This is a genomic window from Lactonifactor longoviformis (assembly GCF_042848515.1).
Lineage (GTDB): Bacteria > Bacillota > Clostridia > Lachnospirales > Lachnospiraceae > Lactonifactor > Lactonifactor longoviformis.
This window is the reverse complement of the sequence record NZ_AP031453.1, coordinates 1905442-1923754: the sequence shown is the minus strand read 5'-3', so window position 1 is coordinate 1923754 and position 18313 is coordinate 1905442. Positions and strand designations below refer to the sequence as shown.

The 18313-nt window shown below is 47.5% G+C and carries 20 protein-coding genes; all 20 read right to left on the bottom strand.

Annotated features, from left to right (window positions below; translation table 11 throughout):
- Positions 1–2 precede the first annotated feature (2 nt).
- The 20 genes from moaA to ACGHCT_RS08690 all read right to left on the bottom strand — a co-directional run bounded on the left by moaA (position 3) and on the right by ACGHCT_RS08690 (position 18304).
- Positions 3–977: a GTP 3',8-cyclase MoaA gene (moaA, locus tag ACGHCT_RS08785; protein WP_390439556.1), complete on the bottom strand. Its 975-nt coding sequence runs from the start codon at positions 975–977 to the stop codon at positions 3–5.
- 33 nt (positions 978–1010) lie between these two features.
- Entirely contained in the window at positions 1011–1484 is a 474-nt protein-coding gene (gene moaC / locus ACGHCT_RS08780; RefSeq protein WP_390439554.1) for a cyclic pyranopterin monophosphate synthase MoaC, read from the bottom strand.
- A gap of 12 nt (positions 1485–1496) precedes the next feature.
- Positions 1497–2516: a molybdopterin-binding protein gene (locus ACGHCT_RS08775; RefSeq protein ID WP_072854249.1), complete on the bottom strand. Its 1020-nt coding sequence runs from the start codon at positions 2514–2516 to the stop codon at positions 1497–1499.
- Positions 2517–2558: 42 nt separating this feature from the next.
- On the bottom strand, positions 2559–3590 hold the full coding sequence (locus ACGHCT_RS08770) for a sulfate/molybdate ABC transporter ATP-binding protein (protein ID WP_390439550.1): 1032 nt from the start codon (positions 3588–3590) through the stop codon (positions 2559–2561).
- A gap of 1 nt (position 3591) precedes the next feature.
- The gene (gene modB / locus ACGHCT_RS08765) at positions 3592–4290 is read right to left on the bottom strand and encodes a molybdate ABC transporter permease subunit (RefSeq protein ID WP_072854247.1); all 699 of its coding nucleotides are present in this window, start codon (positions 4288–4290) and stop codon (positions 3592–3594) included.
- Between the two features lie 48 nt (positions 4291–4338).
- Complete coding sequence (gene modA / locus ACGHCT_RS08760; RefSeq protein ID WP_390439548.1) at positions 4339–5211, bottom strand: molybdate ABC transporter substrate-binding protein; 873 nt, start codon at positions 5209–5211, stop codon at positions 4339–4341.
- A 160-nt stretch (positions 5212–5371) separates the two neighbouring features.
- Positions 5372–6526 carry a M20 family metallopeptidase gene (locus ACGHCT_RS08755; RefSeq protein ID WP_390439546.1) on the bottom strand — a complete coding sequence of 385 codons (1155 nt, stop codon included), beginning with the start codon at positions 6524–6526 and terminating at the stop codon, positions 5372–5374.
- Positions 6527–6557: 31 nt separating this feature from the next.
- Complete coding sequence (locus ACGHCT_RS08750) at positions 6558–8450, bottom strand: diguanylate cyclase domain-containing protein (RefSeq protein WP_072854244.1); 1893 nt, start codon at positions 8448–8450, stop codon at positions 6558–6560.
- Between the two features lie 136 nt (positions 8451–8586).
- On the bottom strand, positions 8587–9858 hold the full coding sequence (gene purD / locus ACGHCT_RS08745) for a phosphoribosylamine--glycine ligase (protein ID WP_390439543.1): 1272 nt from the start codon (positions 9856–9858) through the stop codon (positions 8587–8589).
- 5 nt (positions 9859–9863) lie between these two features.
- Entirely contained in the window at positions 9864–10490 is a 627-nt protein-coding gene (gene purN, locus ACGHCT_RS08740) for a phosphoribosylglycinamide formyltransferase (protein WP_072854242.1), read from the bottom strand.
- Positions 10484–11509, bottom strand: coding sequence for a phosphoribosylformylglycinamidine cyclo-ligase (purM, locus tag ACGHCT_RS08735; protein ID WP_072854241.1), 1026 nt, complete (start codon positions 11507–11509; stop codon positions 10484–10486). Before purM ends, purN begins: the two co-directional genes overlap by 7 nt.
- Before the next feature lie 30 nt (positions 11510–11539).
- Positions 11540–12046: a 5-(carboxyamino)imidazole ribonucleotide mutase gene (gene purE, locus ACGHCT_RS08730; RefSeq protein WP_072854240.1), complete on the bottom strand. Its 507-nt coding sequence runs from the start codon at positions 12044–12046 to the stop codon at positions 11540–11542.
- An 87-nt stretch (positions 12047–12133) separates the two neighbouring features.
- Positions 12134–14215 carry an aminopeptidase gene (locus ACGHCT_RS08725; protein WP_242946794.1) on the bottom strand — a complete coding sequence of 694 codons (2082 nt, stop codon included), beginning with the start codon at positions 14213–14215 and terminating at the stop codon, positions 12134–12136.
- Complete coding sequence (locus tag ACGHCT_RS08720; RefSeq protein WP_072854239.1) at positions 14208–14798, bottom strand: HD domain-containing protein; 591 nt, start codon at positions 14796–14798, stop codon at positions 14208–14210. The genes ACGHCT_RS08725 and ACGHCT_RS08720 overlap by 8 nt, the downstream gene beginning before the upstream one ends.
- A 4-nt stretch (positions 14799–14802) precedes the next feature.
- Positions 14803–15117, bottom strand: coding sequence for a hypothetical protein (locus ACGHCT_RS08715; protein WP_072854238.1), 315 nt, complete (start codon positions 15115–15117; stop codon positions 14803–14805).
- 4 nt (positions 15118–15121) lie between these two features.
- The gene (locus tag ACGHCT_RS08710; protein WP_072854237.1) at positions 15122–15607 is read right to left on the bottom strand and encodes a VanZ family protein; all 486 of its coding nucleotides are present in this window, start codon (positions 15605–15607) and stop codon (positions 15122–15124) included.
- A gap of 68 nt (positions 15608–15675) precedes the next feature.
- On the bottom strand, positions 15676–15828 hold the full coding sequence (locus ACGHCT_RS08705) for a hypothetical protein (RefSeq protein ID WP_167594282.1): 153 nt from the start codon (positions 15826–15828) through the stop codon (positions 15676–15678).
- A gap of 19 nt (positions 15829–15847) precedes the next feature.
- Complete coding sequence (pyrE, locus tag ACGHCT_RS08700; RefSeq protein ID WP_390439537.1) at positions 15848–16522, bottom strand: orotate phosphoribosyltransferase; 675 nt, start codon at positions 16520–16522, stop codon at positions 15848–15850.
- Positions 16523–16607: 85 nt separating this feature from the next.
- A complete protein-coding gene (locus tag ACGHCT_RS08695) occupies positions 16608–17510 on the bottom strand; it encodes a dihydroorotate dehydrogenase (RefSeq protein WP_390440156.1) in 903 nt (300 codons plus the stop codon).
- Complete coding sequence (locus ACGHCT_RS08690; RefSeq protein WP_390439535.1) at positions 17510–18304, bottom strand: dihydroorotate dehydrogenase electron transfer subunit; 795 nt, start codon at positions 18302–18304, stop codon at positions 17510–17512. The genes ACGHCT_RS08695 and ACGHCT_RS08690 overlap by 1 nt, the downstream gene beginning before the upstream one ends.
- Between the last annotated feature and the right edge of the window lie 9 nt (positions 18305–18313).

The following is an 18313-nucleotide window of genomic DNA, read 5'->3' as shown; positions in this document are numbered from 1 at the left end:
CTCTATCCTCCTATCTGGCACATCATGCGGCCATCCTCCTCCTGTATCTCAGGATCAGCAAAATGGTGTTCCCTGGGCTTCTCCAGGATGGCTTTCGCTATCTCCTCCTGCAACGTTTCTTCCGCAGCCCCTTCCCTCAATAATCTCCTGAGATCCCTTCCCGTATCATATTGAAGACAGGTTTTTAAAAATCCCTGGGAGGTAAGGCGTATGCGGTTGCACTCACTGCAGAACTTGTGGCTGACTGCACTGATAAATCCTATGCTGCCTCTGAATTTCTCCGGCTTATAATAGCAGGCAGGCCCATTTCCCAGGGGTTCGCATACCGGGTGCATGGTTCCGTATGCCTCTGTCAGTTGGTTCATAATCTCATCCTGTGTCAGACATCTGTACTGTTTCCCATAGCCGATAGGCATCATCTCAATAAATCTCACATGAATACAGTTCTCCCTGGCCAAATCAGCCACTTTCAGGATCTCCTGGCCGGGGATCCCCATGGGGACACAATTCACTTTAAGAGATAACTCCGGATATTTCAGGGCTTCCTCAAGTCCCACTATCACCTGTCCGAATACATCTCTTCTCGTTATCTCCCGAAACACACCAGGCGAAAGGGTATCCAGACTGACGTTCACACCTGATATCCCTGCCTGCACCAAGGGTCCTATGGCCTCTTTTAAAAGTACGCCGTTGCTGGTAAGGGTTATCTTTTCCAACCCTTTGATCTGCTTCAGCTGTTTTACCAGGTCTTTCAGGTCTTTTCTGACCAGAGGTTCCCCCCCGGTAAGCTTTACCTTTGTAAATCCCATCCTGGCCAGAATACGGCAGATTTTCTCAATCTCTTCATAACTCAGGACATCTCTGTGATCTGCCAGTGCCACCCCCTCCTCAGGCATACAGTAGATGCATCTGAGATTGCAGCGATCTGTCACAGAGATACGGATATAATCTATATTTCTTCCATAACTGTCAATCATACTGTTACTCCATTCTCTGCTGAAGCATTCACATCAGTATTCAAAATCTCCGGATTTGCCGCCTTTTTTCTCTACCAGGTGGATCTCCGTCAGTTTCATACGTTTATCTATGGCTTTGCACATATCATAGATCGTCAGAAGAGCAACGGTAACTCCGGTCAGGGCTTCCATCTCCACCCCGGTCTTTCCCTCTGCCTTCACGGTACAGACTGCCTTTACAGAGGAATTCTCTTCCTCTGCCTGAAAGTCTACCTGCGCCTTTTGGATGAGAAGCGTATGGCACATAGGAATCAGACCGGCTGTCTGCTTAACAGCCATAATCCCTGCGACTCTGGCTACGCCCAGCACATCCCCTTTTTTGGAAGTCCCCTGCAAAATTGCCTGTATTACTTCCGGGCTTGCACATATAGTCCCCTCAGCAACAGCGGTTCTGCTGGTTATTTCCTTATCCCCCACGTCCACCATAACGGCATTTCCGGAGGCGTCAAAATGTGTTAATTTTTCCATGCCATCCATCCTCTACTTTCCGAATCCACAGTTAGGAAAGGTGCAGACTTCGCAGGACAGACAAAGTCCTCCTTCCCCCATAGAAGCAAATTCTCCGGCAGTCATCCTGTCATCAGCCATGATTCTGGGCAGCGCCAAATCAAAAACCGTTCTTTTCGCATACATAACACAGCCGGGCAGACCTACAATTGGAATTCTGTCCTCATAATAGGCAAGAAGAAACATAGCACCCGGGAGCACCGGTGCCCCATAGGTGACGATTCTGGCCCCTGTATTCTTAATCGCCAGCGGTGTCTGATCGTCCGGATCCACACTCATTCCCCCCGTGCAGAGAATAAAGTCAGCCCCTCTGTCTATCTGTCTCAGGATTTCTTTCGTAGTCTCCTCCGGATTATCGTCCAAAATCTTCTGTTCCACAATCTCTGTGTGATATTCCTCCAGCTTCTGACAGACTACAGGGGTAAAAGTATCCGTAATCCGCCCGTGAAAGATTTCGCTGCCGGTAGCCAATATGGCAGCCTTTTTCTTCTTAAAAGGCAGAATCCGGAACAAAGGTTCCTCTCCGCCTGCTTCCTTTGCGGCATCCATCTTTTCCTTCTGAATCACCAGCGGGATCACACGCATCCCCGCCAATTTATCTCCTTTATGTACCACAGTATTGCCATGTCTGGCAGCAATTGCAATTTCCCCCAGGCCATTGATCCTGTTTAATTTTCTGCTGTCTATCTTCAATAGTCCTTCTGTCTCTGCAATGAGTTCGATCTTTCCCTCTTTGGGTGCCGTTGCTTTCATATAAGGGCCCTGGCAGATGCCTCTGAGAATCTCAGCCGCCTCATCTTCATGAAGCATGCCCTCTGTTTTTTCCCAGACAAAGAGGTTTTCTTTCCCCACAGAAAGCAGGACCGGGATATCCTCCCTGGTAACTACATGCCCTTTCCGAAACACAGCATCCTTAGTGACTCCTTTTATAATCTGCGTAATGTCATGGCAAAGCACATGACCTACGGCATCTTCCGTTCGTATTCTCTTCATGGTATCCTCCCTGTCTCTCTGAACTTTACTTTATTATTCTATCTATTTTAACAGCATCAGCTCCTCTTTGGGAAGGGAAATATACGGGGAAGGCCGTATTCCGTCCTTTTTGGCCATCAGCCACCAAATACACTCTCCACCCTCTGTATTTCTCACAATATAATGATATTCAAAGGGAGCATCCACACAGTCGCAGACTTCTATCTCCATACAGTTCTCTTTGGTTCTCTGCTGTAAGGGTTCTATATAATGCCCTCTGATGCCCACAAATCTTATGTCTTCTGTTACCGGCTTTTCGGTAACCAGATGCATCTTCCAGTCACTGGCATAAATCTCGTAGTCCCCTCTTCTTTCTGCTCTGGATATATTCTTGCATCCCGTAAGCCTGGCAGCCTCCACATACCCCGGATTCAAAAAAATCTCTTTTGTATCTCCGGTGAGCAGCGATTTGCCCTGATGAATAATCGTCAGCTCCCTGGAAAATTTATATAATTCATCCCTGCTGTGAGAAACCACAAGGACCTCCCCGGGAAACCGCTTTAGAATCTCCTGCACCTCGTGCTGAAGAACATCTTTTAAGTAGCCGTCCAGTGCGGAAAATGGCTCATCCAGCATAATCATTCTGGGATTAGTAATCAGCATCCTGGCCAGAGCTGCCCTCTGCTGCTGCCCCCCTGACAGCTGGGCGGGAAGCTGTTTTTCCAGGCCCTCCAGATGGAATGTCTGAATCTGCTCTCTCACCCTCCTCTTTTTCTCCTCTTTTTTTCCCTTCAGCACACATTCCAGATTCTCTTCCACTGACATTGTTGGAAATAAAGCATAATTCTGGAACAGATAACCGATATTCCTCTCCTGAGGACTGAGATTTATTTTCTTTTCGGAGTCAAAAAAGACTTTTCCGTCCAGAGCAATCCTTCCCTCATCCGGTGACACAATTCCCGCAATGCACTTCAATGTCATACTTTTTCCGCATCCTGATGCTCCAAGTATTCCCATGCAGCTGTGTTCGCACGCGAATTCCACGTCCAGGCAGAAGCCCGGAAACTGTCTCTTAATCCTAACCTCTAGCGCCATATTATATCCACCTGTTTACATTTTTTATCTTTTTCCCCGAGATCCCGTTAATGAATGCCACGATCAGAAATGAAATAATCACAATCACGCACACCCAGAAAGCCGCGGTATCCCAGTTACCTGACGCCACCTCCGAGGCAATGGCTACGGATACTGTCCGAGTCTTGCCAAGGATATTGCCGGCCAGCATGGAGGTCGCCCCGTACTCCCCAATAGCCCTTGCAAATGCAAGCACAGTTCCGGAAGCAAGTCCCGGACCGGCTACAGGTACGACTACTTTCCAGAAAATCCTCCGCTCCGTCATTCCCAGGGTTCTCCCTGCATATATAATGTTCACATCTACCTGTTCAAAGGCGGCTCTGGCATTGCGGTACATCAATGGAAATGCAATCACGAAAGCCGCAATGACGCAGCCCGGCCAGGTCTGTACCATCTTGATATCAAATTCAGTCAGAAGGAATTTGCCAAAAGGCCTCCTCAGGCTGAAGATTAACAGCAGAAAAAAACCTGCAACCGTAGGCGGAAGCACCAGGGGCAGTGTGAGAATACCGTCTAGTACGGCCTTCGCTGTATTATTTAATTTCATAATTCCCCTGGCGGCTCCAATGCCCAGAAAAAAAGCTAAGATTGTCGCCACTGCACCCGTTTTCAGGGATATAAAAAGAGGGCTCCAATCTATTGTCTCCAGTATTGAAAGCATAGATTCACCCCCTTTATTTTCTGCGTACTTCCCGTATGGTAACGTATACTATTCAGAATATGGTGTAAATCCAGCACTCTGGAAACTGGACATAACAGTTCCGTCCGTGGTCAGATAATCCAGGAACTCTTTTGCAGCAGCCTTCTCCTCCTCATCTGCCTGCTCATCCTTTACCAGGCCAATGGGATAAACCGCCGGGTCCACCTGATCCGCCCCTGCCTCACAAATAATTTCCACATCGTCCGGCATAGACGCGGCATCGGTTTTATATACTACACCTACTTCATTGCTGCCCTCGGCTACTGCTGTAAGAACTGCCGTCACATTCGCACCCTCATTGATCTCCATAGCCATCACCTGATCCAGATTACCCAGATTAGTAAACAGTTCACGGGCATACTGGCCTACCGGTACATCCTCCCCAGCCAGTGCCAGACTGGATGCTTCCGTGACCGTATCAAATCCCGTCACTTTTGTCTCTCCTCCCGCAGGCTTGATAAGGACAAGCTTATTTTCCAAAAAGTTCTTCACGCTTCCCTCTTCAATCAGGCCTTCCTCATGCAGCGCATCCATTTGCTTAGTTGCCGCCGAGAAAAAGATATCACACTGCGCTCCCTCTTCAATTTGCTTTTGCAAGGTGCCGGAACTGTCAGCATTATAGATAATATTTATATTTTCATGCTCCTTTTCATACGCAGTCTTGATCTCTTCCATCGTGTTTTTCAGACTGGCTGCTATAAAAACATAGATATCCGTGGGTTCAGACTTTGCCTCTTCTGCTTTCTCTTCCTCTTCTGCTGGCGCCGCTTCCTTCTGTGTTTCCTTCGTCCGGGGCTCCTCCTGCTTATTGTCCCCGCATCCTGACAGCACCCAAGCCCCCACAGCTACCGTTAGAATTGTTGCTAATACCTTCCTTTTCATCCTAAAACCTCCCAATTTTCTTTTCTCTATCTTAATCCTTTTTAGACCGAGTGTCAAATGAAAATAACTCGCTTTCACAATTTCATTGCAAAAGGCACAGAAATCATTCTCTCTAAAATGATCTCTGCGCCTCACAGTTCTGTAAACCGTATACTATCAGCTATAATAATATTTTTTCAGCCAGTGCTTTCAATACGCCCTCACACCTTAACAGATCCGCACAAGGAACATATTCATCCGGCTTGTGAGCCATCTCTAGGCTGCCCGGACCATAAGACATACAATTGGGGCATCCTGTCATCCCTGCAATCACTGCAGTATCTGTATATCCGGGGAAGGCAGTCACCTTGGCAGAAGCTCCTGTCTTTTCGCTGCACACTTCCCGCAAAGTCTTGAGAAGTACCGATTGTTCCTCCATCTCAATATACGGCCGATCCCCGGTGACCTTATACGACACGCTTACCCCCGGTACCTCTTTTTCGGCCCTTTCCATAGCTTTTTCTGCCATAGATACCGCCGCTTTCCGGTCAATGGGAGGTGCCAGCCGCATATCCACCCACATGCGGCATCGATCCGGCACTACATAAGGACGGTACCCTCCCTGAATCTGGCCAAACGTTACTGTGCTGGGTCCCAGATACCCGTGTACGGGGCAGGCACTGACCTGCTTCCTGATAGATGCTGTAACTTCTGCCATGGCCGCCACAGCATCCGCTCCCTTCCAGGGGGTACTGGCATGGGCCGTGATTCCCTCCGCCACAATCTCCAGCCACAGTCTTCCCTTGTGGGCAGCCTGTATCTCTCCATTGGTAGGCTCCGTGTCCAGTACCCAGCTCTCACGATCAACCCACCCGGCTTCCACAGCGGCTTCCGCCCCTTTCATATTCTCCTCTTCATCCACAGTAAAAATAAGGGCAAAGGGATGCCTGAGCGCTGCCTGTTTATCGGCTATGTACTTAAATGCAGAGATCGCACAGGCTATGCCGCCCTTCATATCGCAGGCTCCCCTCCCATAGATCCGATCATTTTGCAGTTCTCCGCCTAAGGGATCTGCCGTCCATCCGTCACCGATAACTACGGTATCCATATGACAGATATATACCAGTTGCGGGGTATTCTCCTGCCCCGGCAGACGCATCCTGAGATTATACCTGCCCGGAAAAACCTCCATCGCAGTTACTTCTGCCCCAGTATCTCTGAGAAGCCATGTGATATATTCCCCGATTTTACCTTCCTGTTCTCCGGGATTGGTGCTGTCTATTTTCACCAGCTCCCGGGTAAGCTCCGCCACATTCATGCGATCCTTGTGTTTCATAATATAACCCTCTTTTTCAAATCCTGGAACACTAACGCTCTCTGTTCCTTTTTGACTGATACATATTGTGATCCGAGAGACTCAAAAGTTCGCGGTAGTCTCTGCCGTCCTCCGGATAATATGCACAGCCTACAGAGAACCGGACCGGAATCTCCTTGGAGTTGCTAAGTTCAACCGTAGAGCCCTTCATTGTCAGAAGAAGTTCCCTGATATGTGCAGACAGAACTTCCCTGTCCCGGCACTGATACAGGAATACCACAAACTCATCTCCGCTAATCCGTGCCAGTACCTGCTTTTCTGCTTTGCAGGACCGAAGAATCACGGCAATCCCCTGAAGATAACGGTCACCGTTTTCATGTCCATAGTCATCATTTACTTTCTTCAGATTATCTGCATCCGCCATGAGAATGACTGCATGCCCAAGTTCCTCAGGGGCCTTGAAAAGTTCTTCCATTTTTCTGTAGAAAGCCCGTCTGCTGTAAAGACCAGTGAGAAGATCAATATCCCTCTCTTTTTCAATATGCTGCTTCTCAACCATGTCTTCCGTCACATCAATAATAATGCCTAAGATACTATTGGCATTAGAGAATGTGTTCATTCTGATAAAATGTTCCCTCTCTCCGGGCAGCCGGTACACATCCTTACCCCCTGTAACCGGATGCAGACGAATATCTTCCAGCTTCTTTTCAAACAGTACATGATCCAGAAGAAGTTCCCTGGCCTCCTCCTCTGTCAGCATTAAAATATCCGCCACTCTTCCGGTAGCCATTACCCGTTTCATATCCTTATTGTATTCGTAGACACCAATGGGAACCCTGGCCGCTTCCAGTATCTTAGTCAATTTATTTGTGGTATCCAGAAGACTGTCTACCATCAGGTTAATTCTGCCGCTCAGCTCCTTGAATTCAGGGGTAGTTTCCACTTCTACCTTAGTGTCAAGATTCCCCTTTGTAATCTTCTCCAGTCTCTGATTTACCGAGGAGATTCCCCTGACCACATAGTAATCCATATATTTCGAAATGGACACTATCATGATAATGGAAATCAGAACCAGGTATACAGCCGTGAGAAGACAATTGCTGTTCACGTCTTTGTATAAGCCGCGGTTGGATTCCGTAATCCCCAGGATCACCGAATCCCCATCTGTAAATACGCAATAGCTGTCCTCCCCGTTTACCCTTGCAGAAAATCCCTGATTCATCTTTGTTCCCGGATCTACGCCAACGTCTGTTATGCTCTTTCCTGCCAGTTCCCCGTCGGTGCATCCTAAGATCTGGTAGGTACCCGGATCTATGGCGTAGATGGTTGTCCCGGAGTCAGCTGTCACAAGAGAAAATATGTACGACAGCTCATTCTTTTTCATGGATTCCAGAACCCGGTCAGGTTCAAGCCCGATCTGAACAATCCCCTCCCCGTCCTCTCTCCAAACTGCAGCATACTGCATTAATTTTTGTTCGGCAGTGTTGGGCGTGATGTCCTGACATAACTCCAGTTCCCTGTCTTTTAGCATAGGCAGAAAGAACTGCATTTGCTCACCGGACGTAAAATTAAGGCCAAAATACTTTGGCTCTGATCCGGCATACAGCGTTCCTTCTTTGTCAAAAAGATGGAACTCATCTACCTGGAGAAGTCTGGCAATCTTTTCCATCTCCTCCTGATCCTCTGTAATCTCCGGCCTGTACTGGAGAATATATGCTGCTGCTTTGGCGCGGATCAGGCAGTTTGCCTTCAGATCTTCCTTCACCTGTTCCGTCTCTTTTTCATTCTGTTTTAGAATCTGGTTAATCTGCCAAAACTTATTCTTGGCATCCAGATACATGTCATTGCGGGCATTATGGACCTGGAGCACGTAATTCAGACAGAGGGTAAGAATCATAAATGCAAGTATTATCGTCGCCAGCCTTTTTGTAATCGCTTTTTTCATATTTGACACCTTGTTCATTTATTTAAAGCATCTATTTTATTTATTTTAATACTTTCCTGCAAAGATAACAAGATAAACCCAAAGAAGATGAAAAAGGGCCGCCTCTAATCTGTGACTAGAGATAGCCCTCTGTTATCTACGCTTCATCAATTGCTTTTCCTATGTCATTTCTATGATACTTATTCTCGAACTCGATCCAGTCAATGGCCTTATACGCGTTTTTCCTGGCTTCTCTCAAGTCCTTCCCCTTAGCCGTCACTCCCAAAACGCGTCCTCCATTGGTTACGATCTCACCGTCTTTAAACTTGGTCCCTGCATGGAAAACGTAGTATCCATCCCTGTCTTTAAATGCTTCCAGACCGTGGATGGGGAATCCTTTTTCATATGCCACAGGATATCCGTCCGATGCCAGCACTACACACACTGCCGCATTGTCTTCAAACTGCAGATCAATCTGATCTAAAGTTCCGTCCACACATGCTTCTACTACCTCAATAATGTCATTTTTCATTCTCGGAAGCACTACCTGGGCCTCAGGGTCTCCAAACCGCGCATTGTATTCCAGAACCCTGGGGCCTTTTTCTGTAAGCATAAGGCCAAAGAAGATGATTCCCTTAAAGGGTCTTCCTTCCGCCGCCATTGCATCCACTGTAGCCTGATAAATGTTCTCTCTGCAGAAAGCATCCACCTCTTCGGTATAGAAAGGGCTCGGGGAAAAGGTTCCCATGCCCCCTGTATTCAGTCCCTCATCATTATCCTTGGCACGTTTGTGGTCCTGGGCAGAAGTCATGGTCTTAATCGTTTTACCGTCCACGAAGGAGAGAACAGAAACTTCCCTTCCGGTCATAAACTCTTCGATGACCATGATATTTCCTGCTGTACCGAACTGCTTGTCCAGCATAATGGTTTTTACCCCTTCCTGAGCTTCTTCCAGGGTATTGCAGATCAGAACACCTTTTCCCAGCGCCAGTCCGTCGGCCTTCAGTACTATGGGAAATTCTGCCGTCTCCAGATAGTTCAATGCCGCCTGGGCGTCTGTAAAGTTTTCATAGGCAGCTGTAGGTATGTTATATTTTTTCATTAGATCCTTGGAGAATGCTTTCGATCCTTCCAGAATAGCAGCATTTTTTCTAGGGCCAAATACCCGGAGCCCCTCTGCCTCGAAAGCGTCTACGATCCCCCCAACCAGTGGATCATCCATGCCCACTATGGTTAGATCCACCGCATTCTCCTTTGCAAATGCAGTTAATCTGTCAAACTCCATGGCGCCTATTTCTACACATTCCGCATATTCCGCGATGCCCGCATTTCCCGGTGCACAGTAAATCTTATCCACCTTAGGACTTTTGGCCACGCTCCACGCAATGGCGTGTTCTCTTCCTCCGCTTCCAACAATAAGTACTTTCATCTTGTCTACTCCTTAATTCTGACCTTGTGATCCACAATCTCTACTTTATCATTCGCAATCAAATCAATGGCTTTCGGCATAATAACCCATTCTGCCTCCTCCATCACCCTCTGCTGGAGGGTTTTGGGGGTATCCTCCTGTAAAACCTCCACAGCCTTCTGCAGAATAATAGGTCCCGTATCGGTACCGTCATCCACAAAATGTACCGTTGCTCCGGTCACCTTTGCTCCACGGGCCAGAACACCTTCGTGAACCTTCAGCCCGTAATAACCGGTACCGCAAAACGCAGGAATCAGAGCGGGATGCACATTTATTATTTTGTTGGGATATGCATCAACCATTTTTTTAGGAATCACTACCAGACATCCGGCCAGAACAATCAGATCCACCTGATAAGACGCCAGTTCTTCCAGGAGCGCATCATAATATTCCTCTCTGCCCGCAAATGCCTTAGGGGAGATACATTTCCCAGGGATGCCGGCCTTCCTGGCCCGTTCCAGGGCATACACGCCCGGGTTGTTGCTGATGACAACCTCTATCTTGGTGTTCGTAATCGTTCCTTTGGCAATTCCATCGATAATTGCCTGAAGATTCGTCCCTCCTCCGGACACAAGTACTGCCGCCTTTAGCATAATTTCACTCCCTTTTCTCCTTCTTCCACGCGTCCTACCACGTAAGGAGCTTCCCCTGCGGCTTTGATGGCTTCCATCGTTTTATCCACATCGGCAGCGTCAACAGCCAAAACCATCCCAAGTCCCATGTTATAAGTATTGTACATCATTTTCTCGTCAATCTTGCCTTGTTCTGCCATCATAGGGAAGATAGGGGGGATTGGATAACTATCCTTTTCAATAACTGCACAGACACCCTCTTTGAGCATTCTGGGCACATTCTCATAAAAGCCGCCGCCAGTGATATGGCTGCAGGCACGTATCCGCACACCGGCATCCTTTACACTCTTCAGAGCTTTTACATAAATCTTGGTAGGAGCAAGAAGCGCCTCTCCTAATGTACTGCCCAATGCGTCGTAGTAAACAGCAAGGGATTCCTTTGTCATATCGAATACTTTTCTAACCAGGGAAAAGCCATTGCTGTGCACTCCGGAGGAAGCCATGCCGATCAATATGTCTCCCGGCTTCAGATCTTTCCCTGTAATCAGGTCCTTTTCATCTACAATGCCCACGGCAAATCCAGCCAAATCGTATTCGTCTTCCGGATAAAATCCCGGCATCTCAGCTGTTTCCCCGCCGATAAGGGCGGCATTGGACTGCGCGCATCCGTCTGCTACCCCTTTAACGATCTCAGCAATTTTTTCCGGTACATTCTTCCCGCAAGCGATATAATCCAGGAAAAACAAAGGTTCACCCCCGGCGCAGGCTATGTCATTGACACACATAGCCACACAGTCGATTCCTACGGTGTCATGCTTGTCCATAATAAATGCCAGCTTCAGCTTTGTACCCACCCCGTCTGTTCCTGATACAAGGGTAGGCTTCTCCATGTTTTTAAAAGCATCCATAGAAAAGGCTCCGGAAAACCCTCCAATATTCGTCAGGACCTCCGGTCTCATGGTTTTCCTGATATGCTCCTTCATTAACTCTACTGATTTGTAACCTGCTTCAATATCAACACCTGCTTTTTTATAATCCATTTTTCTCCTCCGTATCTTACTGGATGCTTCTTACTTTGTATAATTTTTATAGCCTACAGCCTGCAGCTTTTCATCTTTGGCAACCACCTGCTCTTTTAACTCTTCCGTGTATGCTTTCAGTCTTGCCAAAAGCTCAGGATCTGAGGTGGCCAGAATCTTGGCTGCCAGTATTCCGGCGTTGGCACCGCCGTTGATTGCAACCGTTGCTACAGGTATGCCTGAAGGCATCTGAACAATAGAGTAGAGGGAATCCCTTCCACCCAGAGAGGTTGTATGCATAGGAATTCCAATGACCGGCATCGGGAAAATTGCTGCGCACATACCCGGCAGATGAGCCGCCATGCCTGCACCTGCTATAATTACCTTGAATCCTTTTTCTTCTGCTGTTTTTGCATATTCAAAGAATACGTCCGGTTCTCTGTGAGCAGAGATTATCTTCATCTCATAATCAATCCCCAGCTTTTCCAGCATATCTGCCGCCTTGCTCATAACAGGCATATCAGAGTCACTACCCATAACAATTCCAACTTTAGCCATTGTCATTCTCCTTTTTTCTTTTGATTAATCTTTATCATATGCTGCCAGATAAAAACAAGAGCAGCCATATTACCTTTATCAATTTTACTAAGACTTGTAATTCTTGTCAATGTGAATTCCGCCCTCAAACGGCCGGTTCAGCTCCTCTGTGCCCGGAAGGACAAATCTACCATCCCGGATCACTGCTGTCTCTCGCCCGTCCGGCATTATGACGGCAACAGACTCTAATTCATCATAGGGTATCGTAATATCTGTATGACATCCCAGATATGCTTTGGAAATGTCCTCCCTGCGGAGAATGGATACCTCATTGTCCCTGGCAATGATTTCCTTCCCATCCGGATTGTATACCGGGGTATCCTCCGCCCAGCTGTAGCAGGTGTCTCCCACAGCAAAATGCGGGCCCATCTTCTCAGCAATCAGAATAGGAAGTTTTCCTTCAATTCCATACTTCCTGGCCATAACATAGGCAGTTGTATTCGTGCCAATGGCAAATTCCCCCATAGGGAGTGTATCATGATGAAAGAGCAGATTCTCAAAGATATACTTTTTATTTTCTTCCTCTGAGTCAAAGTTTTTACAGGAATAGTCTGAAATCCTGCCGTCTTGGAATGTAATCTTCAAATCCCTGTAGCAGAGCTCATTCAGGTATACCTGGCTTACGTGAAGGATTCCCCGGGTTCCCTTTAACAGAGGCGAGGTAAAGACCTCCCCCACCGGAATATTCACATCCGCCACGCAGTTTTCAAAGTTTGTCTGTCTCTTTGGGTCTGCCAAAGGATGCAGGGCAATGGTCAAGTCTGTCTGATTGCCGCCTTGTCCCTTAATATGAACCCTGTCTCCGGTGTCCAGAGCATCAATAATCCTCTGCTGAATCTGCTGATAGAGCTTATAATCCAGGGTATTAATCTTTACCGTCTCACGGAAAATATCCGGAAAGTCCTCTCCTATCTCAGGTACGGGGTAGGCAATAATTGTAAAGCTTCTCTCTTCTCCTTTGATATAGCGGTTTGTAATCTGGCCTGCTTCACTGTCATAGGTTACCTGAAGCTTTTGCTGGGCTTTAGAGAGCTGCATGGCCTGAGGACAGGACATAGGTACAAACGGCTCCTCCCCGAACACCTCCACCACCGCAGGCCCCCCGTGCACAGCGGCCAGTTCCTTCATTTTTTCATATGCCACCTGCATCACTCTGAGCTTTCTCTGCACAAATTCCTGATCCAGATACAGAGCGGCGTCCCCCCTGTGATCGTAATCATACTGCTTATTGGGAACTGCACCATAATAGCCGATGCGCAGGTGCTGTCTCTTATTGACTGCGTGGCTTGCCGCCCGGTAGATCACCGGCTGCAGTCCCATTTTTTCAAACTGAAGAACGGCCGCCCTTATCATCCTTTCAAATCCCAGCTGATAGCGTATATTTACAGTCTTCTTCTTTTTGATATCCTTCCCGGTTGTCTCAAAGCCAATCCTGTATCCCTCTGTATAAGTTGACGCCATTGCATCAATTTCCTCCTGGGACAGCGTATTTAAAAAGGCAGACACCCGACAGATATTATCTGAAATATACTCGCCGAACAGATAAAGATACCTCTCATCGCTGAGGTCCTCTTCCATAATGATATCTCTGGCGAACGAAAGAGAAGGATCCAGTGATTCGCGCACCCGATAAGCCGCCATCTCATCACTGTAGTCGCTTATATACCAGTACAGGGTCTCCCTTAGAGTTTCTGCTTTCGGAATCTCCTCCTGAAACATAGTGTAGATTTCTGCGAAAAGCTCTGCGGCTACCGTAAAATCCCATTTTCTTTTCTCATAAGCATACACAATCAGACCTCTGATCTCTGTATATAAAAAGCTGAGCAGCTGCCCATACTCTTCTCCGAGAACAGAGACCGCATATGCCGGATTCCCATAGGAGGTCCCATAGTTGGCCGGCAAAATGTCTTCGTACAGCCTGTCATTCCATTCCTTCAATTCCTCTTTTGCCGCAGTCTCTGCCCAGCCGCTCAGCATTTTTTCCAGAACCTGGGCTGTAAGACCAATAAATCCTGCGGTCTTCCGGAAATACTCCCTGAAAGGTTCCGGCACAGATTCCTCCCTATGAATTTCTCCGATGCGTCCGGTTACCAGCTGGTAACGCTCGTCAATCATCTCTTCTTTACTCATTTTTTAAATTCCCACACTCCACATTTTTATCGATCAGCTGCTGCATATAAGAACGGATGACTCTGGACCCCTCCCCTGTGTGTTCATTTCGCTTCATAACCTGAGATTTCTTTACCTCATGTTCTCTCCACGACTTTCCGTCCGCAGCATTGTTAAGCATCAGCGGCTGAAAATTATCCAGGGTATGGGCAAACTTTGCCTCAGGGGTCTTTGCAAGCTCAAATTCTTCCCAAAGTTCCTTACACATATCTCCCTGATCCTCCGGAAGGAGGCCGAAAATCCGGTTCGCCGCCCGCACTTCCCGTTCTCTTTTTGTAGTATTGCCGGCATCGTCATATGCATACGTATCCCCCGCATCGATCTCTACGATATCGTGGATCAGCACCATAGTCATCACCTTCACCAGATCCAGCTCTTCGTTGGCGTGTTCCCTGAGAAGCACTGCCATAAGAGCCAGATGCCAGGAATGCTCCGCATCATTTTCTTTTCTTTTCCCGTCAGACAAATATGTCTGCCTGGTAATGTTCTTAATTTTGTCTACTTCCAGAATAAAATCCATCTGTTTTATCAGCCTGTCGTCCATCCATCTACACTCCTATCAAAAATAATCCCAGCCAGCCCACCATCAGAACACCGTTGGCTATCGCCCCTACCTTGCTGTAGGTATATGCCCGGTTCTCTATGGAGAAGCTTTTTAATCCAATGATAAATCCATAGACTGAAACGCCTATGGCCACCAGTCCCATAGCTCCCAGATACAGGCCGCCCTTTCCCTGAAAGGCGAAGGAAAGAACTGCCCCTGTGAGAAACAGAAGGACAGAGATCAATGCCATAACCGAAGAGGTAATCCCCCCCTCTGACTGTTTCTTCCTGGCAAATGTGTATTTATATCTTTTTCCCACCTTCTCATCTCCTTTTCCTGCGCTTGTGTTCAAACTTTATCTTATAAATCCCGTGGAAAACTGCAAATATCAAATATCCCAGTACTGCTCCGGCCGTATTCAGGATCATGTCATCCACATCAAAGCTTCCTACCTTTCCAACCAGCTGGATGCATTCCACACAAAGGCTCAAGGCAAATCCGGCAAATCCGATAAAGAACAAGTTTCTGGTATTGCGGTTTATCACAGGAAGAATCAGGCCAAATGGGACGAATCCGACTACATTGCCCACCAAATTGGTAAAAACAGCTACAAACCCTAATTGTTCCCGGTAAACCCAAAACCTTCTGATCTCTTTCAACGGGGTGAGATTATATCGGTATACTCTCTCTGCCCCTTGTCCTCTGCCAAATCCCTCAGAAAAAAACAGGAAGTAGATGAGAACAAGAATATACAGCACAAACAGGATCGTACCTATCCTTTTTATTCGCCGTTTTGTTTCTTTCTTCAATTTTTCATTCCTCATTCCAGACAGTTTAAAAAGTCACACGGTCCGCGTGTGACTTTTCTCTATAGATGTTAAATCATGATCTCGTATTTTTGTTTTATCAATTTGCCGCCGTTTATAATCAACATCGTTCCCGCAGCAATCCCTGTCACTAATACTATAATCCCCAGGACAAGATTCCATACCCCTGCCCTTGACACCATTTTGTATATCTTCTCACTCATTGCGAACACTTTCCTTTCTTTACTCGGCTCCATATTGTTCATAGTATCTGTCGATGGCTTCTTTCATTGCATCATCAATTACTACTCTTCCTTGGTACTCTCTATTGTATAAGTGTTCTACCACTTCCGCCATAGTAACAATGGCTGTGGTCTGCAGTCCGTATTTCTCTTCAATTTCCTTTAATGCACTTTTGGTACCTTGTCCCCGTTCCATGCGGTCCACGGAAACCACCAGGCCTACAGGTGTTACATCCCCCTGCGCCCTGATAATAGGCAAGGTTTCCTGTATGGAGGTTCCGGCGGTGGTTACATCCTCGATAATCACCACCCGGTCATGATCCTGTATGGGACTTCCCAGCAATATACCTTTATCTCCATGGTCTTTCACTTCTTTCCGGTTGGAACAATACCGGATGTCTCTGTCGTAAAGTTCGCTGATTGCCATAGTCGCAGCCACAGTCAGAGGGATCCCCTTATAGGCCGGTCCAAATAACACGTCAAAATCCAGTCCGTATGTGTCATGGATGGCTTTTGCATAGTACTGCCCCAGTCTGCGAAGCTGTGCCCCTGTTCTATAAAAACCAGTGTTGACAAAAAATGGTGTCTTTCTTCCGCTCTTTGTAACGAAATCCCCAAATTTCAACACCTGACAATCTACCATAAATTCAATGAATTCCTTCTTATATGCTTCCATGTGAGTCCTCCCGAATCGATCTTTATGCCCTGCTTTTTGTCTGCAGCAGAATAGCTGGAACTCTCGTCCGTCTGTTATTCCTGTATTATTTTACCACACCTATCAGTTCTTGGATATCCTGAATTTTATTTTTCTGCATATAAGACTCTATCCCTTCAATCACATCCAGCGTAGCCCGGGGATTAAAAAAGTTTGCAGTTCCTACCGACACAGCGGATGCTCCTGCCAGAATAAATTCCAGGGCATCCTCGGCCGTGGCGATCCCTCCCATACCGATAATCGGAAGCTTCACTGTATTGGCCACCTGATATACCATGCGCACTGCCACCGGCTTTACACACGGTCCGGAAAGCCCCCCGGTTCGATTGGCAACTGCAAAGGTTCTTTTATTGATATCAATCTTCATCCCTGTAAGTGTATTAATCAGCGACAGTACATCTGCCCCTCCGCACTCTGCAGCCCTTGCCATCTCTGTAATATCCGCAACATTCGGGCTCAGTTTCATAATTACTGGCTGTCTGGCATACTTTTTCACAGCCGCAGTAATCTCTTCCACAGCAAAGGGATCCTGTCCGAAGGCAATGCCCCCTTCTTTCACATTTGGGCAGGAAATATTAATCTCCAGCATATCTACGTTCTCATTGGAAAGGCGGTCAACCACCCTGCAGTACTCTTCTTTTGTCTTTCCGCAGACATTTACAATTACTTTGGTATCAAACTTTTCCAGAAAAGGAAGATCGCGTTCACAAAACACCTCCATCCCCGGGTTCTGAAGGCCAATCGCGTTAATCATGCCTCCGTAAGTCTCAGCGATTCTGGGTGTGGGATTCCCTGTCCAGGGGGTGCTGGCCACTCCCTTTGTCACTACTGCCCCTAAACGGTTCAAATCAACAAGTTCACTGTACTCCACACCGGATCCAAAGGTGCCCGAGGCTGTCATCACCGGGTTCTTAAGCTCTACGCCGGCCAGGTTTACTTTTGTATTTATCATAATTCTACCTCCGTGCTTAAGAAGACAGGGCCGTCTTTGCAGACTCTCTTATTATGCACTTTTGAGTGTTCATCTATCTCTTTTGACTGGCATACACAGGCCAGGCAGGCTCCGACTCCGCAGGCCATCCTTTCCTCCATCGAGATCCAGCACTCAATCTCCATCTCCTGTGCATAGGCTTTGATGGCCCTGAGCATTGGTTTCGGACCGCAGGCAAAGATAATTTCCGGCTCCCGGCCCTCCTCCTTCGTCAATCCATTGGCCATCATGGCGTCCAGTACGTTTCCCGGCGTGCCGGCGCTTCCATCCTCGGTAGCCGTATAGAGCCTTCCGTATCTCTTCAATTCTTCCTGGAGGAAAAGTTCGTCCCGGTAGCCTGCAATGATATGCTTGTCCCCTTCCAGTGCCTTTGCTGTTTCTACCATAGGGGGGATTCCTATCCCGCCTCCCATAAGGAAAACTCTTTTTCCGGCAGCACGCTCCAAAGGAAATCCATTGCCCAGGGGGCCAAGAATGGAGAGGCTGTCTCCCGCCTTCAGAGCGGAAAACTCTTCGGTACCTTTTCCCACTACACGGTATACCAGCCGAAGACTTCTTTTATCTTCGCCGACTTCACATATACTGATGGGTCTGGGCAGCACCCGGCTCCCATCCCGGCTGTATACGGAAACAAACTGTCCGGGGCTTGCTTCTTTTGCAATCTCTTCGGTCCTCAGCCACATGCTGTATACATCGCTGGCGAGCTTTTCCTGGCTGAGTATCTGACTCATCTCATTTGTTTTCTTTGACATATGCGCTTC